The sequence below is a fragment of the Streptomyces sp. S4.7 genome, assembly GCF_010384365.1.
Lineage (GTDB): Bacteria > Actinomycetota > Actinomycetes > Streptomycetales > Streptomycetaceae > Streptomyces.
In genome coordinates this window covers 7,885,693-7,909,985 of record NZ_CP048397.1, presented here as the reverse complement: position 1 = coordinate 7,909,985, position 24,293 = coordinate 7,885,693, and the positions used below count along the sequence as shown (strand labels likewise).

Below are 24,293 nucleotides of genomic sequence, written 5' to 3'. Positions count from 1 at the left end.
GGGGCCAGTTGCCCGCCCAGCGCGGAGCCTGGTCGGACGGCTCCGTCGAGGCTGCAGGCGGGGCAGCGTGGGCGGGGTTGTCCGGCACGGCAGCGCCGGAAGACGCCTCACCGGTGTGGGATGAACGCGAGGAGGACACCCGGGGACTCCAAGAGCAGAAGCGGCAAGCGGGTTGTGAGGGGAAGGTCGGACAAGTCGGCTCGGCAGCGGCCGTCAGCAGGAGCGGAACGCCCACGCCGTAAAAAATGTAACGCTACCGCCTAGTCTAGCTGGCGGTACATAAAATTGGTCAGAATTATGTAACGCCGGGGTGGGAGTCGCGGGTGATCACGCCCGATCCTGCCCGGGAGGATCGGTGGCGATGGGCGGAAGACGGTAGGCCGGTAGAGCTGTCAGGCGTGATCGACAACCTGTCCCGTGGGGTGGCGCGCTCTGCCAAGGCATTCAGCTGAGCTCGGAAGGCGGCCTGCTCAGCGGCCCGTGTTTGCCTTTGGCCTCGTCCTCCGGTTCGTCGTAGTCCTCGTACGTCTCGTCCGGATGGATCTGCCCGGTACGGCGCTTGATCTCCTCGTCGCGCTCGCGGCGTTCGAGGTACTCCTGCACGGCCGGGTCGGCGTCCGCGCACGCGTACCCTCTGCCTCGCCAGGTCGGCTCGGGCGGTCGCCGGCGGTCCTCGATGCGGTCGAGGACCACGTGCCACCGGGCGGCGTCCGCCACGCTCACGTCGAAGGCTTTCAGGAGCACGGACAGCTGCTCTCGGCTGGGCAGGACCTTCCCGTTGAGGATCAGGTGGGCTGTCGAACGCGGTACACGGTGCCCGTCGGCCTTGGTCGCCTTCTCAATGGCGCAGTAAGAGGGCCGGCCGGCCCGCAGGCGCAGCCGAGTCAGTTCCTGGCCCAGGGAGGCGGGGGTGCGGACCTGCCGGGTCCGTCGGCCGCAGCCGGCCAGGTGTGGGCGGGCCTTCTCGATCGCAGCTGCCTTCCACAGGCTCAGGGCTGTTGCTTCCCGCCGCTGCGTGGAGTGGTTGCCGGGGTCACCGGCAGCGCGGGCATAGGCGAGGACGGTCTCGAACGGGGGCAGGTGGGTGCCGCGGGCGACCTGGCTGAGGGTGGAGGCTCCGCGGTACCCGGGCGCGTTCGGTGGGCCGGTGCGCTCGGACAGGGTGGCGTAGGTGGTACGGGTCTCGTCCTTGAGCTGGCGCAGGTAGGCGGCCAGGGCCCGCAGCCGAGGGCTGGCGCCGACGGCGACAGGTTTGGTGGGGCGGCCCATCGTCACCGGTTGTGACGCGGGTACCCGGGGCTCCGTACCCGCGTCACCACGAAAGGGTTCAGCCGGAGGGGGTCAGCCTCTTGGCGGTACTGCAGTGAACAGTCTTCTGATGCCGCCACAGCTGCACCACCGCCAGCCCGAGCAGCACGGTGAACACCACCACCAGCACGGCGGCGATCTCCGACTGCTGACCGCTGCCTTCCCTGCCCGACTGCAGGACCAAGCCCAGCACGGACAGCATCATCCCGACCAGGTACACCGAACGGACACGGCGCAGCTGCCGCACCGCACGGGGAGCAAGGGCAACACGCACACGCTTCATCGAGGCCATATCCGCCCGATACCCCCACCCGCCCGGAACAGACATCGAACGTTCCCGGCCGAAAGAGCGTTCACAGCCCTTACTTCGCCCCTTCACTGCTCGCAAGGGCTGCGCTCATGTCGTCAACACGGCGTTGGGACGGGGCCGCTGAGGATGCGGGGCCTCGCGCCGGGCACCGGCGGCCCGCAATCGTGCGACTTCCCGCCTGCACCGTCCTGCTGTGCGTCACGGACGGAGTGGCGGAGGCCCGGAACGCGGTCAGGGCCCCTTCTACGACCCTGCCGAAGCTGAGGCCGGTCCCGGGCAGAGACCCAGAGAGGCTGATCGACACCCTCTTCTCGTCGGCCGGCCGCTGGATCAGAAGCGAGCGCGACGACGACATGGCGGTAGTGGCCTTCGCACACCTCGGCGTCGGCGGCCAGGGGTGATGCGAACGAGTGCGTACCAGCTGAGCAGCGAACCGCTGGGGACGCAAGACGCGTTGGGCAGGGCATTGACCGTGTGCCGCGATGGCGGGGTCAGAGCGCCTGTGGGGCCACCTCCAGTGTCACCCCTGTGAGACGGGAGTCCGGGGTGCCGGGAGTCCGGGGTGCCGGGAGTCCGGGGTGCCGGGAGTCCGGGGTGCCGGGAGTCCGGGGTGCCGGGAGTCCGGGGTGCCGGGAGTCCGCGCCCGCGCGGGCGCGGACTCCCGGCGCCCCGGCACCCCGCCCAGTCCCCTCGGCTCGCCTTACGGTGCGGGGGTGTAGACGACGGCGGTGTTCTCGCACGGCCCGTCGGAGAGGACCTTCAGCGCCTCCAGTTCGCGCTTGTCGACGTTCAGGTTCCAGCGGAGCTTGGTGGCGACCCACTCCCCCACGTAGCGGCACTGCTGCCCGGCAGCCGGCGGCAGCCAGTCGGCCGGGTCCTTGTCGGACTTCTGCCGGTTGGTGCGCGCGGTCACCGCGACCAGCGAGGTGTCCGCGTCCTGGTCGTTGGCGTACGCCTCACGGCGCTGCGCGGTCCACGCGGAGGCGCCAGTTGGCGGGGAGCGTCATTCCAACTGTGCTGTATTCGAAACTGCGGTGGTCTCGGCGAGGGTGTCAGGGGCGAGCGCTAGGGTGCGTGGCCGTGGACGTCACTGATCTTGACTACCGGGCCCGGACGCGGTCCGGCTGCATCCCGCCGGAGCTGGTCTCGCGGCTGCTCGAACGCGGCCACGTCGACGTGGCCGAGGTGCAGGCCGGTCGCGGAGAGTGGTTCTGCGCGTTGGCGCGGGCGCGGTTGCTGGGTGAGCAGGGCCGACAGGCCGACGCGTTGGAGGTACTCGCCCCGTACCTGGCAACCGGCTGGTGGACGGCCGTCGTAGCTGCGGCCGAGCTGCTGGAGGGCTGGGGCCGTGTCGACGAGGCGATCGAGATCACCCGGGTCCGTATGGAGGCCGGGCATCCGATGGCGCTGGAGTCCTACACGCGCCTCCTCGCCCGACACGGTCGCGCCGAGGAGGCGTTCACCCTGCTGCGCCCGCACCTCGGCGAGCCATCTCTCGCCGAGGCTCTGGTCGATGTCGCAGGTCCCGCCGGACGCGACGAGGAAGCCGCCGCACTGCTCACCACCCGGACCGAGCACCAGTGCTCCGACTTCCCGTGGTGCTGCCGAGGCCTCGATCGCGACACGGCAATCGGGCTGCTCGCAACGGTCCGCGAGCGTCAGGGCCGCACCGACGAGGCGATCACCCTGCTGCGCACCGGCAGCACCACGATACTCAACAACTGTGAGCAACTGGCCGCACTGCTGGCACGGCACGGCCGGCTCGACGAGCTTCGGGCAACTGCGGCAACTGATAACTCGAGGTACGCCGTGCAACGGCTTGCGAGGCTGCTGGAGGAGCGCGGCGAGACTACGGGAGTTGGAGTCGGCAACCTCCGCCCTGGCGTTCACGAAGCTGACGCGCCCCGTGGACCTGCAGTGGGTCCTCGACGAGGACTCCGCCCTGGCATGGTCCGGCAGTCAGGACCCCTTGCTGGAAGTCCATGTCCTGCCGCTGGACTTTCACGGCTACTCGGCCCGAGAACTCGAACAGCTCAACACCTCGCTGCCCAACCGGATCCGCACCTCCGGAAAGGTCGGGCACGATGTCGCTCTCACCCCGTCGAAGTTCGCCGCACACGCGGCTGTGAGCATCCCCGCACGCCGCCCGCAGTCCTGGAACGAACCCCCGCAGGGCGAGCTCGCGGAGGTCCGCCTCTACAAGAGCGGACAGCTCACCGTCCGGGCCTCACTCCCCCGGGACGGGCTCGGCGCGATCCTGGATCCGATCGCGCTGCCCGAACAGCTCACCGAGCTGCTGCAGTTCGCCGGTGCGCTGAACATCGTCCAGCACGAGCGCATCGTTGTGGCGACCGCCGTATCCAAGACGTCGATGGTCAGCCTCGGCACCTTCGACCCACACCGGGAACGGCAAAGGGTCAGGCTCGCACCCCAGTCAGGCTTCACACTGCGCACCGACCCCGACGAGACCGTCACCCTCACCGCGCTGAGCACCGGCGCCCAGGAGGTCGCCACCTCCCTGGCGCGCCTACTCATCTCCCAGCACCCGCACTGGGCCGGATAGAACCTGCTTCGGCAGCACTCAGCGGCGTATCGACAGTTTCACGCGCACATGGGTGGTGAGCCCGGCGTGGATCGCGGGATCGACACAGGTCGGGTCGGCCATCGGCCCGGTGATGATCACGACGTCGCCGGTGGCGGCGACGTCACGCCGCCACCTCTGTTCGGTCGGCATGCTCCCCTCGTAGAGGGAACCCTGCCCGGGAAGCCGCACCACAAGCGACTCGCCAGACAGTCGCAGCACCACTCTCCAGCCCGGCGTGCGCACAGGGGCGAACAGTGACGGCAAGGTCAGCTGCTGTCCGCCGGCTTCGCGTACCAGGACCTCCAGGAGATCCGGTATCTCCACCTTCCCCTGGGCGTCATGCACCTGCATAGTGTGGGGCCGCAGCATGAAGATCACTGCCTCGTCGGCGAAGTACCCGCTCTGCGCGGCGAGTTGCAACTCGCTTCCAGTCGGGACGTATCGCGGCAGCTCGGTGTCATGGTCTTTCATCGGGCACCTTCTCCTGCGTGTCAGGCGGTAGCGGGCCGGCTGGGTGTCACCGGTGGAGGAAGTCCGTCCACCACTGGCAGAAGCCGGCCACGACGACGCCAACTCCGTCGCCCCCATGGCCTGTTACGTAACCGTAGGGCTGAGGAATTACGCGGCGTTCCACACACGGCAGCCAAAAAAGCGACGAACACGCCGTATGGCAGCAGATCTTCCGGTAGAGGGCACCGGCGCCGCTGCAGAGCGCGTGCGGGCGGGGAACGCGGGCCGCACGCACGCCGTGCCGGGCACTCGCACACGTAGCCCAGCGGGCCCCACCGCTGGCGGCCCGGAAACGCGACAGGGTCCGGATCCTCGAATGGATCCGGACCCTGCTCGGCAGTAGCGGGGACAGGATTTGAACCTGCGACCTCTGGGTTATGAGCCCAGCGAGCTACCGAGCTGCTCCACCCCGCGTCGGTGAAGCCAACCGTACGCCATCCCGCGATCTGCGGAGACCACCTCCGGCCAGGGGCTATGCAGCGAAGCCAACGTTGGTGCAGTACTCGTACGCCCCGTACTGGGATCCAAGATCAGGCAGGATGTCGTCGGTCCAGGCCGCGTCCAAGCCCTGGTGGTCACCGGCCGCCCACGCCCCGACGATCCTGTCCCAGCGGCGCACGTTCATGTGCCGGAAGGGAACGTCGCGCTGCAGCGGGCGGGCGACGCCGGACTGGTTGAGGGGGTGGATCTCCACCCTGGTGCCGCCGTTCGCGTTGAGGCGCTTGAGCAGGTGCCGGGCCACGTTCTGCCGGCGCACCGCCCGGTAGGCGTCGTCGATCTTCTTCAGGTTCTTCGCCGAGGGGTGGCGCTTGGCCTCCAGCCATGCCTTCAGCGTGCGGTCGGTCACCGTCAGCCCGGCATCCCTGGCGGCCTGACGGGCGTGGTCGGACCTCGTCAGATAGTTGAGGCGCGCCATGAGACCGCGCTTCGCGGTGATGGGGGTGGCGATGCCGCCGGCGAGGTCGTCGAGCTTTTGCCCGACGAGTTCGCTTCCCCTGATGCCGCTCGCGCCGAACCTTCCGAAGTCGTTGTTCCTCTCCGGCATCTACTGCTCCTCCCCCATCGTGTCGGTGCCCGCGGTGTAGAGGTCTTTGACCTTGACCTCGGTAACCCCACGGCCTTCGGGGAAGACACGGCGCCAGTCGCCGATGACGTGGAGTTCGTCGGTGCCGATCGCCCGGACGACCGGGAGGCCCTCGTCGTGGGCTTTGAGCGCCTTCATCCAGAGGTTGGCGAAGGCCTGGGAGCGGATGATGTGCATCCAGTCCGGTCGGTACAGCTCCCGGTTGTAGTTCGACTCCCCCATGGTGGAGACGAACTTCGAGTACATCGCTTTCACGTACTCCAGGGTGACCGCGTCGCCGTCGGCGATGGCGGTGTCACGGGCGTCCTTGAGCGTGATGCGGAACTTCTCCAGCAGGTTCTCCGTCGCCCCCGATGTGTAGGACTCGTGGACTTCCGGCGCCTCGCACAGCCCGTACTTCGGGCTGGACAGGCGCATCAGGAGACGCAGGGTGGGTTCGGTGACCCATAGGGGTCCTGGTTCGTCGCGCTCGCCGATCGGGTTGGGCAGCACGGCGCCGTACTCCCAGGCGGGTGGAGTGATCAGGTGGACTCCGGCGCGGCGGCGGTCGTGCGGCATGCCGGTGGTGTGCTCGAGCTGCCCGAGCGGCAGATGAGTCTTGAGGGCAGACAGATAGGCGCCGTTGATGTCCAGTGCCGTCACCTCATGAACGCCGGGCGGCATTTCGGCGCGGGTCCACTTGGGGCGCGCCTCCCAGATCTGGTCCGCACCCCGGGAGGTCTGCTTCTTCAGGATGTCGGGAATCCAGGGATGGGCGATCACGTCGTACCGGGCACCCTTGCGGGTCTCGTCCAGCAAACGCATCGTGTCCGGGATCGCCTTCTTCAACAGCGCCGCGGTGGCCGCTTCCACGTCGCCCAAGTGCTCGGCGAGCGCACCCTCAACCGCCGCACGGATCAAGCCCACCGGACCTGACAGCTCCTGGAATGCCCGGCGGGCCGGGCCCTTGGCACGCTCCGACGGCTTCGAGGCCGGGGCAGGCCGGACGGCGACCGGGGCGGTAGGGGCGGGCAGCACCTCGGCTGTGCTGTCCTGGCATCCGGCCGGGTCCAGGTGCTGGGCGAAGCCCTCCACCCGCTGCCCAGCCGGACGCCCGCACAGCACACACCGCTCCGGCGCGGTGAGTACCTCCACTTCGCCCCCGCCCTCGAACTCAGAGGAAGCGGGCTCGGCCACAGCGGACTCCACCGCCGGCTCGGTTTCAGACGTGATGTCGATGGCGAACTTGGCGCTCAACCCGTCCAGAAGGTAGGCGTACTTGACGCGCACATCGCCGGCCGGATCCCGGCCGGCTTCCCCAGGCACTGACCGTGGACGGGCTCACCCCAAGAGCACGGGCCACCTGCGCCTTGGACAGCTGAGCCTGCTCGCGCAAGGCACGGCGGGCCTCGGGGTCCGGGAGGTCGGTCTGCGGGCCGACGGAAGCGAGGAGCGAGTCGATCGCGTCGAAGTCACTCACCGGGGACGCTCCCTTCAGATGTAGGTGACGGGGTTGCGGGACAAGTGCGGGCTCTTGGTGGCGCGGCCGACGCGGTCGTCACCGCGCAGGAGTTCGCCCTGGAGGGCGTAGCGGTCGCCGTGCTTGGAGATGCCGGTGATCGTCGCGACGGCGAGGACGGTGCCTGACGTGTTGATGATCTGCACCTCGTCCTGTGAAAGGGCGCGGTCGGCGTTGAACTTCCAGATGCCGCGGCCGGCCTCCCAGGCTTCGTCCTCGCTCATGCCGGGCCGCCAGCCAATGGTCGTCCGTTCGAGCATGTCGTCCGGGCCCGCCTCGCGCTCGGGGCCGATCTGGATCTGCAGCACCCGCCCACCTCCCAGAGATTGATCTCTTTAACTTGTTGCAAAGTTACCATTCAGACACGTGACTTCGCAACAAGTTTGGAAGTAGCCAACTCGGCTGGCTCCAGCACGACTTCACCGCTCCGACCCTCGACGCGAAGGAGACCCACTCCATGGCCAAGGTGTACGGCGAAGTACTGCGCGGCATCCGCACCGACACCTGCTCCACCTGCCGCACGACCGGCGTGGAGCTGATCCACGTCCGGTTCACCGACGACTGGGACATTGAAGCTTCCCCTTGATCGTGGACACCTGGAGACTGGGACCTTGAGGTTCCAGAGGAAGTAGCACCAGGTGGGAAGCAAGTACACAAAGCGGTACACCGAAGAGTTCAAGCGGGACGCGATCGCGCTCGTCGACTCCTCTGGCAAGACGGTCACCGCCGTAGCCCGGGAACTCGGGATCAGTTCGGAGTCCCTGCGCGGCTGGTACCGCCGGGCGAAGACGGATCGGGGCGAGGGTGGATCCGGTGAACTGACCAGCGTCGAGCGCGAGGAGCTCAAGCGGCTGCGCAAGGAGGTCCGTGAACAGCAGCAGACGATCGAGATCCTGAAAAAAGCGACGGCCTTCTTCGTGAAGGAAAACGACCGGTGAGCGAGCTCTGCCAGTTGATCCACGCGGAGAAGGCGACCTACCCGATTGCCCTGCTGTGCCGGGTGCTGAAAGTCGCCCGCTCCTCCTACTACGCCTGGCGCGAGGGCGAGGCCGCCCGCCGTGCCCGGCAGGCTGCCGACGAAGCGCTCGCCAACGAGATCACCGTGCTCCACATCGCCTCCCGCCACACCTACGGCGTCCCGCGCATCCACGCCGAACTGCGCCGCCTGGGCCGGCGGGTGAACCACCAGCGCATCGCCCGCGTCATGCGCGAGCGCGACATCCGCGGTGCTACCCGCCGCAAGAGGCGTTCCCTGACCCGACCGGATGCGAAGGCGAAGCCGGCCCCGGACCTGATCGACCGCGACTTCCACGCCGAGCGGCCCGGGACCCGGCTGGTCGGCGACATCACCTATCTGCCCACCGCGCAGGGCTGGCTCTACCTCGCCTGCTGGCTGGACCTGGCCACCCGCGAGGTCGTCGGCTGCGCGATGGCCGGCCACCACCGCGCCGAGCTCGTCGTCGACGCACTGAACACGGCCCACGGCCGGGGCGGTCCGGAGTCCGGCTGCGTGGTTCACAGCGATCCCGGCAGCGAATATACATCAACCCAATTCCGGCATCACATACGGGAGTTGGGGCTACGGCAGAGCTGTGGACGCACCGGATCATGCTTCGACAACACCGCCGCGGAGAGCTTCTGGGCCCTCCTCAAGGAGGAGATCGGCACCCGCATCTGGCCCGACCGGGCCACTGCCCGCGCCGAGGTCTACTCCTTCATCGAGACCTTCTACAACCGCCGCCGTCTGCGCAAACACAAGATATTCGGCTACCTCACCCCGGCCGAGGCCAGGCAGCGGCACCAGCACACCCTTGCCGCATAACGATCACGTGTCCGAGATCGCGGGAAAACTTCACCCCGAGACATAGCCGAGGACCTTGGTGCGCTTGTTGACAACCAGGCTCCATGCGGCTGTATTCGAGCCATCCGGGCAGACCACAAGAGGACCGGGGTCCGACTTGTAGTAGTAGGCGCAGTCTCCTGTGTTCGCGACTCCGATGACCGCACCGCCAGGGCTATTGCGCATGTTGATGTTGGTGCCCTTGAAATCGGTGTGCCCGTCCCCGATCTGACAGCTGGCGGTGGTTCTGGCGACGGCGGTTTCCACACTCCGGGGCGCCGCGTGGGCGGTGGCCGGAGCACCCATCAGAGTCACCGCGACGGCGACGATGGTGAGCAGAGTCGCAGACTTGGTTTCATGCATGGTTTGAGCGTCACCTCTTCATGTATGCAGTGTGATGCCGAGAAGAACGCTATTTTCCAGCCCTTACTCTCGGGGTCGATTCGATCAGAATCGAAAGCCGACGCCGAGGTTGCGTCTCTTCGGGTAGGAGTCGTTGGCTTCGTTCACTTCAAGCGGTTCTGGCTCAACTTCCGTGCAAGGGCGACTCTGAGTGACGGTGGGCGGCTGCCGGGTGGAGCGAGAAGCAGACCGAAAATTGATCATGATCGTCGTGGTGGGGCTGACAGTCTCGCCCGTGAGAGAAGTCGTGCTCCGGTTGCAGGAGCTGTTGTTCCCGTCGGTCGCGGACGTCGCGGTGCTGTCGGTAGACGTCGATATCGCGATAGTCCGTGTTGACGCGCACAGCACTTCGCGGGGTGCCTCCTGCCCGCAGTGCGGCATGTGGTCGGCCCGAGTGCACAGCTCCTACCTGCGGTTTCCCGCCGATGTCCCGAGCGGCGGGCGAAGAGTCGTACTCCGCCTGCGCGTCCGGCGCTTCCGGTGCCAGAACAGGTCGTGTCCGCGCCGGACCTTCGTCGAGCAGATACCCGGCTTGACCCGCAAGCACGGCCAGCGCACCGAGCGGCTGCGCTCGACGCTCGCTTCGGTGGGTCTCGCCCTGGCGGGCAGGGCCGGCGCCCGGCTGTCCGCGGTTCTGGGCGTGTCTGTCAGCCGGAGCACGGTCCTGCGCCTGGTCAACGCCCTGCCCGAGCCGGATATCCCGTCTCCTCGGGTGGTCGGCGTCGATGAGTACGCCACCCGCAAGGGCCATGCGTACGGCACCGTGCTGGTCGACGTCGAAACCCGGCGACCGGTGGACCTGCTGCCCGACCGGGAGGCAGCCAGCGTGGCCGGATGGCTTGCCGCTCGTCCCGGGATCGAGGTCGTCTGCCGCGATCGTGCACCGTTCTTCGCGGAAGGCGCCAGGGCCGGGGCGCCACAAGCCGTCCAGGTCGCTGACCGGTGGCACTTGTGGAACAACCTCGGTGATGCCGCCGAGCGTGCTGTCGCCCGGCATCGCCAGTGTCTGCGCGTCCTCCTGCCCGAATCAGCCGGGAAGGAGGAGGTGGACGAGCCTGTGCTGTCGGGGGAGACCCCGGCCTCGCCGTGGAAGAGCGAGCGGTTCGCCAACCGCATCCGGGCCAGACACGCCACCGTCCACGCAATGCTCGAAGCAGGCCACAGTCGCCGTTCCATCGGCCGTCAGCTCCATATGACACACCGAACCGTCAAGAGCCTGGCGGACGCTGCGAAACCGGAAGACCTCTTCACCGGCCCGTACCGGTACAACCGAGCCACGGCCGTTGACGAGTACAAGCCCTACCTCGACAAACGCTGGGACGAGGGCTGCACGAACGCCTGGAAACTGTGGGAGGAGATCATCCCCCTCGGCTGCACCGGCAGCTACGGCATCGTCAGCGCCTACATCAGGAAGAAGCGCACTTCACCCCGGCCGGTCACCGCCCAGCCGCCAACACCTCGCGCTGTCACCCGGTGGATTCTCAGCCGACCAGAGACCCTTACCGACACCGAACACATCCGGCTGAAAGAAGCCCTGGCCAACTGCCCTGAACTCGAAGCCCTCACCGGCCACGTGCGGTCTTTCGCCGAAATGCTCACCGAGCGCCAAGGCCACCGTCTCCCGCAATGGCTCGACGCCGTCCGCGGCGACGACCTGCCCAGCCTTCACACCCTCGCGGCCGGCATCGACCGCGACCGCGACGCCGTCATCGCCGGACTCACCCTGCCCTGGAGCTCCGGTGTTGTCGAAGGACACGTCAACCGGATCAAGATGCTCAAACGGCAGATGTTCGGCCGCGCGGGTTTCGATCCCCTGCGTAAACGAGTCTTGCTTGCCTGACTCCTGGCCGATCCCACCCAGTCGATATGTCCCTTCTACAGGGAGCGCTGGTAACGAACTTCGGATACTGACACTCCGTCGTAGTCGTCAGCCTGTACTGCACCGTCAGCGACATAGCCGGCTCGCTCGTAGAAGCGACGCGCCGTGGTGTTTTCGTTGAGGACCCACAACAGCACCAGGTCGAAGCTGTGGGTAACAGCGTGGGCGTGCACGGCTTCGAGTAGTGTGCGACCGATTCCTGACCCGATAAGTGAAGGCTGAACGTACAGAGCGTAAAGCTCACCTGTAGTCGCACCTGTTCCGGTGCCGCGAAAGGGACCGAAGCAAGCCCAACCCACAACTCGGCCAAGGGTGTCGGCCGCAACCAGATTGGTTGTGCGCTCCTTCGACCTCTTAAAGTGCTGTCGACGCTGCTGAGTATCTGCTTCGATCGTCATCCCATCGAGGTGGGATTGAGGGACAATCCCGGCATACGCGGCCTTCCAGCCGGTCACTCGTATCGCGGATACGGCTGCAACGTCGGCTTCCGTCATCGCTCGTACAGTCAACATTTCGGCACCGTATGGGACCCGTCACCACCACCGCCTGGGAATTACGACCGGCAGCCGCAGAGACTACGCATAGTGACGCGTCACGGAAGTTGAGCCAGAACCCTTCAAGCGGCTGCATTTGTTCAGCAGTCAGGGAGGCAGTTGATGATCCACTGGCTCGCTGATGTTCACGAGTCCTGGATCGGGACAGAGGCTGAGGGTGCCGAGCCCGCAGGCGGGGGCCGGTTGGCGCGACGGGGTGGAGTGGGCGCTGCGTTTCCTCCGGGAGCAGGGCCGTGAACGGCTGATGGGGCGCTGAACGCCTTCACCCAGTGCATGCCGAGGCACGACGCAGCCACCGAGTCCACCTCGCCCGTAACAGGAACGGGAAACCCCACCTGCCCGCCTGCGCCGGTCAACCGGCCTTGGCCGCCACGACCAGCGCAACAGCCGCACCGCACAGCAGCACCACAAGCGGCCACGCCGGCCGGCCGCGCCCGGTACGCCTGCGCCACAGCACCAGCCACAGCGCACACGCCGCCACGCCACCCGCACGGCGCCACGGTCAGCACCCCATACGAGGAGCGCAACGAGGACGCCCAAGGTCAGCGCACACACCGCTTCCAGTAGCCTGCTCATACGGGGCCCTTCTTCTCCGGAGTGCCCGTCAGGTCACCGCGCGGGCGGAACGGACAGCTTGACCTCGACGGTATCCGTCTTGTGGCCTTCTGCGTCCGTGCTGACGGGCCGCTTCCCCCCTCCCGGGCCCGGGGGCCAGCCACGGGCGACCGGGGCGCACCGGACCGCTCGCTCTTGAGTGTCTGTCTGACATCTGCGGACGTGTTCCCTGGATTACCCGTTCTCCAAAACCGTGCGGGTGGATCATGAGGTGATGACGACAACACCGTGGAGGCGCTGAGTGAGAATCTCGATCCGGCCCGCTCAGCCTGAGGAGGCGGCCTTCTTATCTGATCTGGCCCTCCGCTCGAAGGCTCACTGGGGGGTACGACGCCAAGTTCCTCGCGTCGTGTCGGGGGGAGCTCACGCTCAATGGTGACGAGCTCGCCGGCCGCCGAACGGCTGTTGCGGAGCGAGACGGCAGCGTCGTGGGCTTCACGACCTTGGAAGGTGAGCCGCCGCAGGGCGTCTTGGGCATGATGTTCGTCGACCCGGATGCGATCGGACAGGGCATCGGACGTCTGTTGTTCACCCATGCTGTGGAGGCTGCTCAGGCATTGGGATTCACCCAGTTCACCATCGATGCGGATCCGAACGCTGAGCCCTTCTATGAGGCCATGGGGGGTGTCCTCGCCAGCCGGGTTCCCTCCGGGTCGATTCCTGGCCGAACCCTTGCCCGGTACCTGCTCAGGATTCCGCGCTGATGCCATCCCGTTTCGCCCACTTGGGGTGAGGTCCTCGCCGGGTGATTCCGCCGGTCATCAGCGTGATGACTGCTCAGGTCAGTTTGCACGTCGGAATGTCGAGGGAGCGTTCGTGGTCGCGGACGTTTCGCCGGGCTTTCACGATGCAGCCGAGGGTGCGTTCGACTTTCCAGCGGCGGAGCGGGACGACGAAGCCCTTGGCTCCGCCGGGGGGCGGGAGACCGTCCTGAGCGTCATGTGCGGGAAGTTGTCGGACCCCGGGCCGGACCGGTGTCCGGGCACGCGTCACGCGTCACGCGGCGCGAGGACCTTGCCGGGACCCGGGTGGGTGTGAGTGACGAACACCGGGCCATGACTTCTCCCTTGCCGCACATAACGGGGCCGCTTCGCGCAGCAGCTCGGCGACGTCACCGCAGGTCGTGATCGGCGATCAGGGGGGCACAAGCTCCTCCGGCCGCGCAGGCAGTGGTGCGGGAGCACTCCGCAGGGACCGAGAGGCAACACCACATCACCACAGGGGGTTGTATGAGCACGGACAGCCGGATAGGACTGTCCGCGTGACTGGTCAACGCAGCTTCGCCCGTACCGTCATCGCGCTCTCCCTGGCCGGGTCCGCTGTTGTGCACTCACCTTCACCATCATGCTGCTGGCCGGGAGTCCCGCCGTGCAGCCGCAGCGCGTCCTGGATCAGGACGCGCTGGCGCGGGCGGTGCTCAACAACGTCAACTCCGCCGACTTCGCCAAGCCCCCGACCACCGACGATGTCAGCTGCCCCGCTTCCATCCCCGTCGAGGCGGGCCGGGAGTTCAAGTGCAAGGTCAAGGGCGTCCGCGACGGCAACAGCAGCGGCCTTGCCTGGGTCAAGGTGAAGATCAACATTGATCAGGGCGACCTGTCACTGGGCTGAGGAACGGCAGAGCGAGGGGACCGCAGCCGTGACATCGGGGCCGTCGCAGCCCCTGCCGACGACAGCAGTGGACCATCTGTAGCCCCGGGCCAGGGGCAAGACCGTAAAACGCCCCGAGATCCTCCAGGCCATCGGCAATCCCGGTCGTCGGCGCTTTCACCGCTGTCCGGGCGCGGTCGGCGTCCAGGCCCTCAATGGCTTCCAGCGCCTCAGCGGCCGACACCCGGACCGCGCAGGACAGTTCGTCGTGGGCGGAGAGCAGGTAGGCGCCGGCGCCAGGGGCCTGTCGCTCTTCTTCGCCGACCCCACCACGGGTGAAGGGGAAGGTCACGGCCTCCTACAGCAGGATGTCGAAGAGGACGGCGTCGGCCGTCCCTTCCGCATGTCCACCGGCCCCGGCTGCTCGTAGGGCAGACTCACGGCGGCGCTGCAGGGACCAGTGGCGGAGGAGCAGTCCGACTCCCGCGCTCGAACGGACTGCCCCGCCACCGCGGCCCCCTGCCAGTCGGCCAGGACGAAGCCGAGGCAGGCGCCGCCGCCTGCGGACAGCACCGGCACTGCGGACATCACGTATCTACGAGTGGCCGGCTCCGTTGACGAGAACGGGTCCGGCGCAGCTTCTGTGAGTTGGCAACGGAGCGTGACAAGAGGCGCCGACTTCCCTTCAGTTGCACCTTGGTCAACCGGTTCGGCCTTCTACCTCAGTTGGATCCTGCGAGGCTCCTGCCGGGGCTCTCACATTCGGTCAAGGGTCACACGAACAGGTGACCGCGAAGCTTGGTGGGCGTGTCGATGCCTGGAGATGCGTCACTGTGCGTCATGTACAAGTCCCCCGGTGATGACCCGTGGGACGCATTCGCCAGGAAGAGGCACTTCATGAGCGATCGCTCTCAGAACTCGGCACCGTCCGACCTTCGCGCCGACGTCAGGCACCGCGCTGACGGCCCGCATACGATGTACGGCATCAGCCTCCGGTGGCAGATCGGCGACAACAGTCCCGAGCAGGGAACGTGGCCTCCCCCGGAGGACTGGAACAACGGCGCCGCGCCCTACCCCCACAGTTACGAGGTTTGGGTCAACGGCGAGGCCCGGCAGAGCGTCTTCCTCTACTGGCCCGCCTGGGACTGGACACCGTCCAACTCCCATTGGGTGGACCTGGGAGAGGAACCGGGCGACGAGTACCGAGTGAAGATCCGCGCCGAAGTGGACGGCCAGTTCACGCCGTTCACCAATGAGGTGACCGTGGGTGTGGCGGGTGCCCGGCCCTGGTCGTCCCCACGACAGCCGCGGCAGGCCCCCGAGGGCACGGACGTGGCACCGCGGCACGGCACCGTCAACCACCCGCGCAGCCGTGCGGCCGTCGCCATCCGTGACGCGGATCCCTCGAAGGTCTGCGTCGAGGCCCGCAACCTGAACACCAGCACCGTGTGGCAGGAGGTGGTGCCCGGCGCCGACCGGATGCTCGCCGACTACCCGTGGAACAACGCCCTGAAGTACCTGGAGTACCGCAAGTTCTTCCAGGGCAACACCGTTGCGTCCACGGGGAACTCGGCTTTCCGCGGTCTGGACCTGGCGCCGGACACCACATTGGGGGACTGGCCCCTGACAGAGCTGGACACCTCCGCCCCCAGCCAGACCTTCACCTACGACTACACGGCCTACCACACATCGGAGTCCTGGTCCCACCGGTGGTTCATCACCCGTGAGGACTGGGATCCGACCGCCGGCCTGAGCTGGGAGGACCTGGAGCCGGTCCCCTTCCTGGTCGAAGTCCAGGGCTCGCACAGGGAAGACGAATCCAACAAGTGGGAGTTCGCGACCTTCCCACGGCGGACCGGCAGGGCAGCCGTCGTGCACATCTGGGGCGGCCACGGCGGCCCTGACACCCCGGACGGCGGTAACGGCGGCAAGACGGGCGAGTTCTTCGCGTCCACCTGCGACGTTCAGCTGAGTTGACCTGAAAGGCACCGACGCCTGAGCCCGGCTGTGCTTGAATCACCTCGGGAGCGGTCGACCGTATCCCGTCCGATCACTTCGATCGGGCGGGATCTTCGGAGGTCCGACATGCGCGTTCGCTCCCGTACCGGGTGCGTGGTTGCGCGGGCGTGGCGTCGCCCGGCCGGGTCCTGCCCGGCTCCGGCGAGGTGGGTGATCAGCCGCACGGTCAGCAGGACTGCGTCCTTGCTGTCCGGGGTGGCGGGCGGCGCGTTCGGCGACGAGGTCGGCGTCCGTCAAGGCCGAGGTGTGCTCGGCGCTCGCCCGCGTCAGCGACAACCGCAGGTCTTCGTCAGGGCCGGTGTCCGCGAAGGCGTACACGCCGGCCGGGGCACCGGACGACAGGCCGCGTCCACTCCCCCGGCGCCGATGGACAACTGGCCCTGAAGACGGCCGAATCGCCCCGGACGGCGGGGGCTGCCAGGAGTACGGCCGCCGTGTGGGCGGCGACGCCGGGTCGGGGCGGCGTCGCGCAGTGCGGCGAGCAACTCGGCGCGCGCTCCAGGGAAGCGAGGACCGCACGGCTCGGCTGCGGGAGACCTCTCCCGGAGTGGCGGCCCGCTTGTGCCGACTCGGCCGGCCGCGATGACCCCGCTCCCACTACCGGTCCCCGTGCCGGCAGGCCGGCTTCGGTGCCACCGGTGCGACATAGACTCGCGGGCGCACCGCAAAAGGGCCGTGGCGCACGCGCCATGGCGAGCATGAGGGGGACACACCGTCCGTGGGGAACACACCGTCGTCCGCGTATCACCCCGACGACCCGGCCTGGGGTCCGTTCCCGGTCCGCCCGGCCGCGTTCCGCTGGCCGCTGCTTCTGCCCCTGACCCTGGTGTTCCTGCCGTTGTGGTGGGTCCTGTGGGTCCTGCTCGCATGCTTCTTCTACGGCGTGGCGACGGTGGCCCAACTCATCGTCCACATGGTGCCGCGCGCCGAGAACGGCGCGATCCGCGTACTGGACGCCACGCTCGGCAGAGTGCTCTTCGTCCCGGTCTGGTGCGTGACCCCGGTGGCGCTGATACGGGAGGGCGACACCGCGTACTACCAGGCGCGGGTGGACCGGCGTGTCGAGAGACAGACCCGGCGGGTGGAGACGTCGGGACCTGCCCGCGAGTACCACCGGGACCTGGAACTCGGGGCGCACTACTTCCGTGGCGTGGGCTCCGGTTACGTGCTCCGCGTGGCCTCGGAGCAGGGCTGGAGCCTCCATCCGGTGCTGCGCTCGCACCCCCGGCGCCGGCTCCGGCTGCGCCACAACGGCCGGCCCCGGCCGCAATTCACTGGGGAATCCGCCATCCGCCCGTGACGGGGGAAGGACTTGCGCCACCTGCCGCGTGGGTCTGCCTCCCCGCACCCGGGCAGCGGGACGGACAGGAGCCAGAATCTCCTCCCGGGCCCGCCCCAGGGCGAAGCAGTCGGCCGGTCCGACTACCGCCGCCCGGACGCTCATTGGTGCCACCTCTGACACTTTGGGCTCGCATCTTGACCTGCGGCTCTTCTGTGCCATTCTCGGAAAGCCCGTCAGCTGAGCCTGCCCGCACGCCGTCCAGCCAGTGATCCGGCGTCATCCGGCGTCCTTGTGTCCGTAGTGCTGCACTGCTCCGGTCGCCGCCGCACCTCGGCTGAGCGGGCCCGAGCGCGTGCGGGCCGGTCCGGAGCGCCGCCCTGCACGCCGGCCGGAAGCCGGCACACCGAGGAGGAAAGATGAAACGACTGCTTCGCTCAGGCAAGGTGTTCGCGGCCGTCGCGGCTTCCGCCGTACTCGCCTTCCAAGCCGGTGCGCCGGCTTCCGCCGAGGACGTTCGCGCCCGGTCGGCGCCGCCCATCGACTTCCAACTGCCCTTCACGTGCGGACAGCAGTGGCGTCTCGACACCTGGGCGCACGCGCCCGCCCTGGACATGGTGCGCGAACCCGACCAGGTCGGTACGGAAGGGGCCGTGCTCGTCGCGGCGGCGGACGGCGTCGTCAACATGTCCTTCTCCCACGCCAACGCCGGGAACGTCATCCAGATCAATCACGGCGGCGGCTACTTCACCACCCATCTGCATCTCCAGTCGCGCTCGGTCGGTGTGGGCACCACCGTGACGCAGGGACAGACGATCGGGAGGGTCGGGAAGACGGGTCCGACCTCCAACGGCCATCCCCATCTCCACTTCGAGCTCGGCTACGACGCCAACGGCAACGGGGAGGCCAGTTGGGGCACATCGACCGCCGAACGGGTCAGGCCCTGGTTCGACGGGGTCGAATACGGTCAGTCGAACGGTCGGACCTGGCGCAACGTCGCCCGGGACTGCGGCGGCACTCCCCCCACCAGCTGCTCCGGGGTCAACCTGGACTTCTCCGCGTACGCGACGATCCGCAGCGGCTCCAGCGGTGATCTCGTGAAGGCCGCGCAGTGCCGGCTGAAGGACTCCGGTAACGACCCGGGCGCGCTGGACGGGGCGTTCGGTCCGAATGTGCAAACCGCGACCCGGGGTTTCCAGGCCGATGTGGGGCTGGGCGTCGATGGCATCATCGGTGCGAAGACCTGGACGGCGCTGCTGTCCCACGGCTCCACCCCGACGCTGCAGAGCGGCTCCAGCGGTGCGGACGTCAGCAGGCTGCAGCGCGCGCTGACCGCGGCGCTCGGCAGCACGGTCGGCATCGACGGTTCCTTCGGCCCGGAGACCGAACAGGCTGTCCGTACCTACCAGTCGTCCAGGGCGCTGGGCGCCGACGGCATCGCCGGTCCGGCCACCTGGGGCGCCCTGCAGGACGGCAAGTAGCGAAAACGGAGCAGGGGGCAGAGCCCGGCTGGTGCCCGATCCGCACCGGCCGTGTGCGAGGACGGCGGGCGGCGGGGCGCGTCACGGTCCGTCCGCGTGGGGAAGCCGCTCGGACAGGGGTGTGCCGAACGCTCGGACAGGGGCGCGCCGCCGTCACGGGCGACTTGTGGGCCGCCACAAGGACGTCCACTCGCGCGCCAACCCGGGCGAGACGGATGGAGCAACCAGTGGTCTACACCACTGTAGTACCGCTGACCTGCACGAATGCCTCTCATCAGGAGTGCCCGCCCTCTTGACCTGAGGTGCGAATGAGCCATAGACACAGGCACAGGCCTGTCGAGTCCACGCCAACCCGCCCAACGGCAAAGGAGTGCGCGATGGTTCACGCGATGCGCCGAGACCGACGCTTCCGCAGACAGATCACGGTCACGGCGGCCGTGTGCGGTCTGCTGCTGTCCATGCCGACCACCGTGTCGGCCAAGGCGCAGGTGCCGCGGGGGTGGGTGGAGAGGACCATGGCCCGGATGACACTGGAGGAGAAGGTCGGCCAACTGTTCACCACGTACGCGTACGGCACGTCGGCCGACACCGACAAGGCCGCCGACGTCACGAGGAACCAGAACTGGCTCGGTGTCGACAACGCACAGCAGGCGATCGACAAGTACCACCTCGGCGGCGTGATCTACTTCGCCTGGTCCGACAACCTCCAGAACCCGAAGCAGGTGGCCGCGCTCTCCAACGGGTTGCAGCAGGCCGCGCTCGGACAGCCGGCCCAAGTGCCGCTGCTGGTCAGCACCGACCAGGAACACGGCATCGTCCAGCGGCTCGGCCCGCCCGCCACGCAGTTCCCGGGGAACATGGCGCTGGGCGCCTCCGGCAGCGAGCGGGACGCGCGCGAAGCGGGGAAGATCGCCGGAGAGGAGCTGCGGGCGGTCGGCATCAACCAGAACTTCGCCCCGGTCGCCGATGTGAACGTCAATCCCGCCAACCCGGTGATCGGCGTGCGGTCCTTCAGCAGTGATCCGCGACTGACCGCCGATCTGACCGAGGCACAGGTGCGCGGGTACCAGAGCGGGAGTGCGGGCGTTACCGCGACCGCCAAGCACTTCCCCGGGCACGGCGACACCGATGTGGACAGCCACGTCGGCCTGCCGGTCATCACCCACACTCTCGAACAGTGGCGGGAAATCGACGCGCCCCCCTTCCGGCGGGCCGTCGACACCGGTATCGGCTCCATCATGACCGGGCACATCCAGTTCCCCGAGCTCGACCCCACCGGCGACCCGGCCACCCTGTCGGAGCCGATCATGACCGGACTGCTCCGCGACGAGATCGGATACGACGGTGTGGTCGTCACCGACTCCCTCTCCATGGCCGGGGTCCGGGAGACGTATCCGGACGAGGACGTACCGGTCAAGGCGCTGCAGGCCGGGGTGGACATGCTGTTGATGCCACCCGACCTGGACACGGCGTACAACGCGGTGCTGGAGGCCGTCGCCGAGGGCGAGTTGACCGAGAAGCGCATCGACAGGTCCGTGCGGCGGATCCTGACCCTGAAGCACCAGCAGGGCATCGTGAAGCGGCCTTTCGCCAACCCGTACGGAGTTGACAGGACCGTCGGATCGCCCGCTCACCTGCGGGCCGCACAGCGCATCACCGACCGGACCACCACGCTCGTCAAGAACGACGACCGGGTGCTGCCGCTCGCGGACGACGCGCAGAGCGTACTGGTCACCGGCTGGGGCGAGGGCACGACATCCCAGCTGACCGCGCTCATCGACAAACGCGACGTGACAGCCACGTCGCACTACACCGGCACCAACCCTGGCGCCGCCACCGTCGCAGCCGCCGCGGCCGAGGCCCGCGGGCACGATTGCGTCGTGGTCGTCACCAGCGGCGCCGGGGCCAACCCGGGACAGTCCGCCCTGGTGAACGCCCTGATCGAGACCGGCAAGCCGGTCGTCACCGTCGCTGTCGGCACGCCCTACGACATCGCCCGCTACCCGGAAGCGGGCACCCACCTGGCCACGTACTCCTACCGCGAAGGCGCCCTGGAGTCGGCGACCCGGGTGCTGTTCGGCGAGGTCCGCCCGCGCGGCACGCTGCCGGTGACGATCCCCAGGGCGGACGATCCCGACCAGACCCTGTTCCCGCTCGGCCACGGGCTGAACTACCGGCACTGACGAACCGCGACACGAACGAACAAAGGACATCACCACCATGCGACGCAGAGATCTACTGACGGCGGCCGCGACCTCGGCCGTGGCCGCGGGCACAGCCGGGCTGGCGGCGGCGGGCCCCGCCGGTGCACAGGACAAGGGGCACGGCGCGAAAGGCGGAGTGCGCACCGGCTTCGAAACCCTGCGCCGTAGCGGCTACGCGTCCGTGACCGGGCAGCGGGTCGGCATCATCTCCAACCCCACCGGTATCGACCGCGAGTTGAACCACATCGTCGATGTGATGGTCGCGGACGCCGCCGTCAACCTGGTCGCGATCTTCGGTCCGGAACACGGGTTCCGCGGCATCGGGCAGGCCGGCGAGGGCGAGGAGTTCTTCATCGATGAGAAGACCGGACTTCCCGTCTACAACGCCTACAACAACTCCGCCACCATGGAGCGGCTGTTCTCCGACCTCGAACTGGACACCGTCGTCTTCGACATCCAGGAGGTCGGCGCCCGCTTCTACACCTACATCTGGACGATGTATCTGGCGCTTGAGGCCGCGGCGAGACTCGGCGTGAAGTTCGTCGTCCTCGACCGGCCCACCCCGTTGTCCGGTAAGGACGCGTACGGGCCGGTGCTTCACCCCGAGCACTCCACGTTCGTCGGGCTCAAGGCCATCGCGCAGCAGCACGGTATGACGCCGGGAGAGCTGGCCCGGCTCTACAACGACGTGTTCGTACCGGCCGCCACCGGAGGCAAGCAGGCAGACCTGCACGTCCAGCGGCTGTCGGGCTGGGACCGGCGCATGCGGTACACGGACACCGGGTTGCCCTGGGTGGCGCCCTCACCCAACATGCCCACGCTCGCCACCGCCGACATCTACGTCGGCACCTGCCTCTTCGAGGCGTCGGCACTGTCCGAGGGCCGCGGTACCACTCAGCCGTTCCAGCTCATCGGCGCTCCCGGCATCGATCACCGCTGGGAGAGAGCGCTCAACGCACGCGAGATGCCGGGAGTCCGTTTCCGCGAGGCGTACTTCAAGCCCGTGTTCTCCAAGCAGCAGGACAAGACCTGCGGTGGCGTCGAGGTGCTGATCACGGACGTCGACCGCTTCGAGCCGATCCCCACCGCACTCGCCATGATCACCGAGCAGTGGCGGCTCTTCCCCGAGTACCGCTGGCGGTCGCAGGACGTCACCAGCTTCTGGATGGACAAGCTGAGCGGCAACACCCGGGTGCGCGAGGCGATCGAGAACGGTACGGACGCGGCCGACATCCCCGAGGTCTGGCACGACGACCTCAAGCGATTCCGCGCACTGCGCAGAGAGTTCCTGATCTATCGCTGAGTCTGTCCTGACCAACCGGTGAGAAAGCAGAGTTGACGCATGAGACGCAGGAACTTCCTCCACGCGGCGGCTGCGGTGGCCGGCGCCGGGTCGGCGCTTCCGCTCGGCACCACGGTCCACGCCGCCACGCCCACGGGGGCCCGCACGGGACCGCCGACCATCACCCCTGACGACATCCGATTCCCCACCGTCTCGCGCCGGTTGCGCCCCGGCTCCCCCGGCCGGGCCGGGCTGATCGCCGAGCACGTCGACCGGATGGCCGACGAGGCCGCGCGCTACATGGAGCCGGGACCCGGCCGGCCCAATCCCTCGCACCCGGGCTTCGTGCTGATCGCGGCGCGCGACAGCGTGATCGTCACCCACGAGGCGCGCGGCCATGCCGTCCGGTACGAGAGTTGGGACGCGGCCACCAAGACCCCGGTCGAGCTGCCCCCCGACCGGTGGGTGCCCATGGCGAAGGACACCCTCTTCGACATGGCGTCGGTGAGCAAACTGTTCACCTCGACAGTCGCGACGCAGTTGTGGGAACAAGGCGTCATCGACCTGGACGAGCCGGTGGCGAGGTATCTGACCGAGTTCGCGGCGGCCGATCCGGCCAAGGCCACCATCACCCCGCGTCATCTCCTGACGCACCGCTCGGGACTCGTCTCATGGATGAATCTGGCCGACTACCCCGACAACGACGCGCGGATGGCGGCCATTTACGCGTCGGTGCTGCGGCGGGAGCCGGGTAGCGGCTACGAGTACTCCGACCTCAACCTGATCACGCTGGGGCAGTTGCTGCACCGCGTGACGGGAGAGGCGTTGGACGACCTGATCGCCGACCGGGTGACCGGACCGCTCGGCATGACCGAGACGATGTTCAACCCGCCGCGGAGCCTGCTGCCGCGGATCGCGGCGACCGAGTACCAACCGGGGACGGGCCGGGGCATGGTCCACGGCACGGTGCACGACGAGAATGCCTGGTATCTGGGCGGTGTCGCGGGCCACGCGGGCATCTTCTCGACAGCCGCCGACATGGCCGTCTTCGGTCAGATGCTCGCCAACGGCGGGCACTACGCGGGCACCCGCGTCCTGTCCGAGGTGACGGTCAGAAAGACACTCGTCAACTACAGCGCTGACATCGGCGCTTCGCCACGCGGACTCGGCTGGCAGGTCGACCAGCGTTTCTACATGGACGCGCTGACGTCCCCGGTGACCGCAGGCCATACCGGGTACACCGGTCCCTGCATCGTTGTCGACCCGGTCGAGCGCACCGTGTTCGTCTTCCTGGCCAACCGCGTCCACCCCACCCGTGACTGGGGCACGGACAGCGACTACCGCCGGGCGCCCGCACGGGCCTTCGCCCGCTCGGTGCCGGTGAAGCCCACCACCGGGAGGACGGCGTGGTTCTCCGGCATGACGGACGGCGCCGACGTGACACTCACCGCACCGCTGAGCAGGATGCGCACCACGGGCAAGGTCTCCTTTCATCTCTGGTACGACACCGAGCCGAAGGTCGACAGCGGCAGCCTGGAGGCATCCACGGACGGCGGCTCCAACTGGGCCCCCGTCCCGCTGGAGCTGAGAGCCGAAGGCCGGCGCTGGAGCACCGGGGGGACGTTCGACGGCTACTCGGGCAGGCAGTGGATCAAGGCATCGGCCGAGGTCGCCGCCGACACCACCCACCTGCGCTGGACGTACCGCACCGATGGCGCCTACCAGGGTCGCGGAATATACATCGACGCGATCCGTGTCACGAGCCAGGGCCACGACGCCTTCGACGCCAGGCGCCTGGAGCCCGACGGCTGGCAGGAGTCGGCCAACTGATGTCACCGGGGTGCCCGGCGACGG

The 24,293-nt window shown here is 68.2% G+C and carries 21 protein-coding genes, 1 tRNA gene and 6 pseudogenes; 16 read left to right on the top strand and 12 right to left on the bottom strand.

Annotation, left to right across the window (positions count from 1 at the left end; genetic code table 11):
* Positions 1 to 444 precede the first annotated feature (444 nt).
* Together SSPS47_RS34535 and SSPS47_RS34530 are read right to left on the bottom strand one after the other, a co-directional pair.
* Positions 445 to 1,269 carry a helix-turn-helix domain-containing protein gene (locus SSPS47_RS34535; protein ID WP_164247452.1) on the bottom strand — a complete coding sequence of 275 codons (825 nt, stop codon included), beginning with the start codon at positions 1,267 to 1,269 and terminating at the stop codon, positions 445 to 447.
* Positions 1,270 to 1,327: 58 nt separating this feature from the next.
* Complete coding sequence (locus SSPS47_RS34530; RefSeq protein WP_147878444.1) at positions 1,328 to 1,600, bottom strand: hypothetical protein; 273 nt, start codon at positions 1,598 to 1,600, stop codon at positions 1,328 to 1,330.
* A gap of 182 nt (positions 1,601 to 1,782) precedes the next feature.
* Between SSPS47_RS34530 and SSPS47_RS34525 the strand changes: the two genes are divergently transcribed.
* Entirely contained in the window at positions 1,783 to 2,019 is a 237-nt protein-coding gene (locus SSPS47_RS34525; RefSeq protein ID WP_164247454.1) for a SpoIIE family protein phosphatase, read from the top strand.
* Between the two features lie 299 nt (positions 2,020 to 2,318).
* Here the strand turns inward: SSPS47_RS34525 and SSPS47_RS34520 are convergent.
* Together SSPS47_RS34520 and SSPS47_RS34515 are read right to left on the bottom strand one after the other, a co-directional pair.
* Positions 2,319 to 2,609: pseudogene (locus tag SSPS47_RS34520) on the bottom strand (HNH endonuclease); the annotation flags it as partial.
* A 74-nt stretch (positions 2,610 to 2,683) separates the two neighbouring features.
* Positions 2,684 to 3,196 carry a hypothetical protein gene (locus SSPS47_RS34515; protein WP_164247456.1) on the bottom strand — a complete coding sequence of 171 codons (513 nt, stop codon included), beginning with the start codon at positions 3,194 to 3,196 and terminating at the stop codon, positions 2,684 to 2,686.
* Positions 3,197 to 3,476: 280 nt separating this feature from the next.
* Here SSPS47_RS34515 and SSPS47_RS34510 point away from each other — a divergent pair, with 280 nt between their 5' ends.
* Entirely contained in the window at positions 3,477 to 4,181 is a 705-nt protein-coding gene (locus tag SSPS47_RS34510) for a hypothetical protein (RefSeq protein ID WP_164247458.1), read from the top strand.
* 18 nt (positions 4,182 to 4,199) lie between these two features.
* On the opposite strand, the gene SSPS47_RS34505 is transcribed toward SSPS47_RS34510, so the two are convergent.
* The 5 genes and pseudogenes from SSPS47_RS34505 to SSPS47_RS34485 form a co-directional block, all read right to left on the bottom strand.
* Positions 4,200 to 4,673, bottom strand: coding sequence for a hypothetical protein (locus SSPS47_RS34505; protein WP_164247460.1), 474 nt, complete (start codon positions 4,671 to 4,673; stop codon positions 4,200 to 4,202).
* A gap of 379 nt (positions 4,674 to 5,052) precedes the next feature.
* Positions 5,053 to 5,126, bottom strand: a tRNA-Met gene (locus SSPS47_RS34500).
* Positions 5,127 to 5,184: 58 nt separating this feature from the next.
* Positions 5,185 to 5,757, bottom strand: a complete 573-nt coding sequence (locus SSPS47_RS34495) for a transcriptional regulator (RefSeq protein ID WP_164247462.1) — start codon at positions 5,755 to 5,757, stop codon at positions 5,185 to 5,187.
* Positions 5,758 to 7,255 (bottom strand): annotated as a pseudogene (locus tag SSPS47_RS34490) (helix-turn-helix transcriptional regulator).
* 14 nt (positions 7,256 to 7,269) lie between these two features.
* Positions 7,270 to 7,602 (bottom strand): hypothetical protein, encoded by a 333-nt coding sequence (locus tag SSPS47_RS34485; RefSeq protein ID WP_164247464.1) that lies wholly within the window; start codon positions 7,600 to 7,602, stop codon positions 7,270 to 7,272.
* Between the two features lie 149 nt (positions 7,603 to 7,751).
* Between SSPS47_RS34485 and SSPS47_RS36130 the strand changes: the two genes are divergently transcribed.
* Genes SSPS47_RS36130 through SSPS47_RS34475 form a run of 3 tightly spaced genes read left to right on the top strand, consistent with a single transcriptional unit; the run spans position 7,752 to position 9,116 of the window.
* Positions 7,752 to 7,880: a hypothetical protein gene (locus SSPS47_RS36130; protein ID WP_275405127.1), complete on the top strand. Its 129-nt coding sequence runs from the start codon at positions 7,752 to 7,754 to the stop codon at positions 7,878 to 7,880.
* Positions 7,881 to 7,932: 52 nt separating this feature from the next.
* Positions 7,933 to 8,232, top strand: a complete 300-nt coding sequence (locus SSPS47_RS34480; RefSeq protein WP_164247466.1) for a transposase — start codon at positions 7,933 to 7,935, stop codon at positions 8,230 to 8,232.
* Positions 8,229 to 9,116 (top strand): IS3 family transposase, encoded by an 888-nt coding sequence (locus tag SSPS47_RS34475; protein WP_164247468.1) that lies wholly within the window; start codon positions 8,229 to 8,231, stop codon positions 9,114 to 9,116. Before SSPS47_RS34480 ends, SSPS47_RS34475 begins: the two co-directional genes overlap by 4 nt.
* A 30-nt stretch (positions 9,117 to 9,146) precedes the next feature.
* On the opposite strand, the gene SSPS47_RS34470 is transcribed toward SSPS47_RS34475, so the two are convergent.
* On the bottom strand, positions 9,147 to 9,497 hold the full coding sequence (locus tag SSPS47_RS34470; RefSeq protein WP_164247470.1) for a hypothetical protein: 351 nt from the start codon (positions 9,495 to 9,497) through the stop codon (positions 9,147 to 9,149).
* Positions 9,498 to 9,738: 241 nt separating this feature from the next.
* Between SSPS47_RS34470 and SSPS47_RS34465 the strand changes: the two genes are divergently transcribed.
* Positions 9,739 to 11,376 carry an ISL3 family transposase gene (locus SSPS47_RS34465; RefSeq protein WP_239065372.1) on the top strand — a complete coding sequence of 546 codons (1,638 nt, stop codon included), beginning with the start codon at positions 9,739 to 9,741 and terminating at the stop codon, positions 11,374 to 11,376.
* A 35-nt stretch (positions 11,377 to 11,411) separates the two neighbouring features.
* Here the strand turns inward: SSPS47_RS34465 and SSPS47_RS34460 are convergent, their stop codons facing one another.
* On the bottom strand, positions 11,412 to 11,909 hold the full coding sequence (locus tag SSPS47_RS34460) for a GNAT family N-acetyltransferase (RefSeq protein WP_239065189.1): 498 nt from the start codon (positions 11,907 to 11,909) through the stop codon (positions 11,412 to 11,414).
* A gap of 922 nt (positions 11,910 to 12,831) precedes the next feature.
* Here SSPS47_RS34460 and SSPS47_RS34455 point away from each other — a divergent pair.
* A pseudogene (locus SSPS47_RS34455) lies at positions 12,832 to 13,288 on the top strand (GNAT family N-acetyltransferase).
* Between the two features lie 257 nt (positions 13,289 to 13,545).
* On the opposite strand, the pseudogene SSPS47_RS35905 reads toward SSPS47_RS34455, so the two are convergent.
* Positions 13,546 to 13,669, bottom strand: a pseudogene (locus tag SSPS47_RS35905) (site-specific integrase); the annotation flags it as partial.
* A gap of 259 nt (positions 13,670 to 13,928) precedes the next feature.
* On the opposite strand from SSPS47_RS35905, the gene SSPS47_RS34450 reads away from it, so the two are divergent.
* From SSPS47_RS34450 to SSPS47_RS34420, 9 genes and pseudogenes are all read left to right on the top strand, one after another.
* Positions 13,929 to 14,195, top strand: a complete 267-nt coding sequence (locus tag SSPS47_RS34450) for a DUF4333 domain-containing protein (protein ID WP_164254297.1) — start codon at positions 13,929 to 13,931, stop codon at positions 14,193 to 14,195.
* 247 nt (positions 14,196 to 14,442) lie between these two features.
* A complete protein-coding gene (locus SSPS47_RS35035) occupies positions 14,443 to 14,604 on the top strand; it encodes a hypothetical protein (protein WP_203558004.1) in 162 nt (53 codons plus the stop codon).
* A 467-nt stretch (positions 14,605 to 15,071) separates the two neighbouring features.
* Positions 15,072 to 16,151, top strand: coding sequence for a lytic polysaccharide monooxygenase auxiliary activity family 9 protein (locus SSPS47_RS34445; RefSeq protein WP_164254296.1), 1,080 nt, complete (start codon positions 15,072 to 15,074; stop codon positions 16,149 to 16,151).
* Positions 16,152 to 16,911: 760 nt separating this feature from the next.
* A complete protein-coding gene (locus tag SSPS47_RS34440) occupies positions 16,912 to 17,493 on the top strand; it encodes a hypothetical protein (RefSeq protein ID WP_164254295.1) in 582 nt (193 codons plus the stop codon).
* A 398-nt stretch (positions 17,494 to 17,891) separates the two neighbouring features.
* Positions 17,892 to 18,344 (top strand): annotated as a pseudogene (locus SSPS47_RS36355) (M23 family metallopeptidase); the annotation flags it as partial.
* A 174-nt stretch (positions 18,345 to 18,518) separates the two neighbouring features.
* Positions 18,519 to 18,953: pseudogene (locus SSPS47_RS35895) on the top strand (peptidoglycan-binding protein); the annotation flags it as partial.
* A gap of 389 nt (positions 18,954 to 19,342) precedes the next feature.
* The gene (locus SSPS47_RS34430; protein ID WP_203558003.1) at positions 19,343 to 21,136 is read left to right on the top strand and encodes a glycoside hydrolase family 3 protein; all 1,794 of its coding nucleotides are present in this window, start codon (positions 19,343 to 19,345) and stop codon (positions 21,134 to 21,136) included.
* A gap of 37 nt (positions 21,137 to 21,173) precedes the next feature.
* Positions 21,174 to 22,460: a DUF1343 domain-containing protein gene (locus SSPS47_RS34425; RefSeq protein WP_164254294.1), complete on the top strand. Its 1,287-nt coding sequence runs from the start codon at positions 21,174 to 21,176 to the stop codon at positions 22,458 to 22,460.
* A gap of 39 nt (positions 22,461 to 22,499) precedes the next feature.
* Positions 22,500 to 24,269, top strand: a complete 1,770-nt coding sequence (locus SSPS47_RS34420) for a serine hydrolase domain-containing protein (RefSeq protein WP_164254293.1) — start codon at positions 22,500 to 22,502, stop codon at positions 24,267 to 24,269.
* Positions 24,270 to 24,293: the final 24 nt, after the last annotated feature.

Bases quoted from the DNA above. Each gene is read 5' to 3' on its own strand.
- SSPS47_RS34535 (WP_164247452.1), bottom strand. From the start codon at position 1,269: ATGGGCCGCCCCACCAAACCTGTCGCCGTCGGCGCCAGCCCTCGGCTG.
- SSPS47_RS34530 (WP_147878444.1), bottom strand. From the start codon at position 1,600: ATGGCCTCGATGAAGCGTGTGCGTGTTGCCCTTGCTCCCCGTGCGGTG.
- SSPS47_RS34505 (WP_164247460.1), bottom strand. From the start codon at position 4,673: ATGAAAGACCATGACACCGAGCTGCCGCGATACGTCCCGACTGGAAGC.
- SSPS47_RS34495 (WP_164247462.1), bottom strand. From the start codon at position 5,757: ATGCCGGAGAGGAACAACGACTTCGGAAGGTTCGGCGCGAGCGGCATC.
- SSPS47_RS36130 (WP_275405127.1), top strand. From the start codon at position 7,752: ATGGCCAAGGTGTACGGCGAAGTACTGCGCGGCATCCGCACCGACACC.
- SSPS47_RS34470 (WP_164247470.1), bottom strand. From the start codon at position 9,497: ATGCATGAAACCAAGTCTGCGACTCTGCTCACCATCGTCGCCGTCGCG.
- SSPS47_RS34465 (WP_239065372.1), top strand. From the start codon at position 9,739: ATGATCGTCGTGGTGGGGCTGACAGTCTCGCCCGTGAGAGAAGTCGTG.
- SSPS47_RS34460 (WP_239065189.1), bottom strand. From the start codon at position 11,909: ATGACGGAAGCCGACGTTGCAGCCGTATCCGCGATACGAGTGACCGGC.
- SSPS47_RS34450 (WP_164254297.1), top strand. From the start codon at position 13,929: ATGCTGCTGGCCGGGAGTCCCGCCGTGCAGCCGCAGCGCGTCCTGGAT.
- SSPS47_RS34445 (WP_164254296.1), top strand. From the start codon at position 15,072: ATGAGCGATCGCTCTCAGAACTCGGCACCGTCCGACCTTCGCGCCGAC.
- SSPS47_RS34430 (WP_203558003.1), top strand. From the start codon at position 19,343: ATGCGCCGAGACCGACGCTTCCGCAGACAGATCACGGTCACGGCGGCC.
- SSPS47_RS34425 (WP_164254294.1), top strand. From the start codon at position 21,174: ATGCGACGCAGAGATCTACTGACGGCGGCCGCGACCTCGGCCGTGGCC.
- SSPS47_RS34420 (WP_164254293.1), top strand. From the start codon at position 22,500: ATGAGACGCAGGAACTTCCTCCACGCGGCGGCTGCGGTGGCCGGCGCC.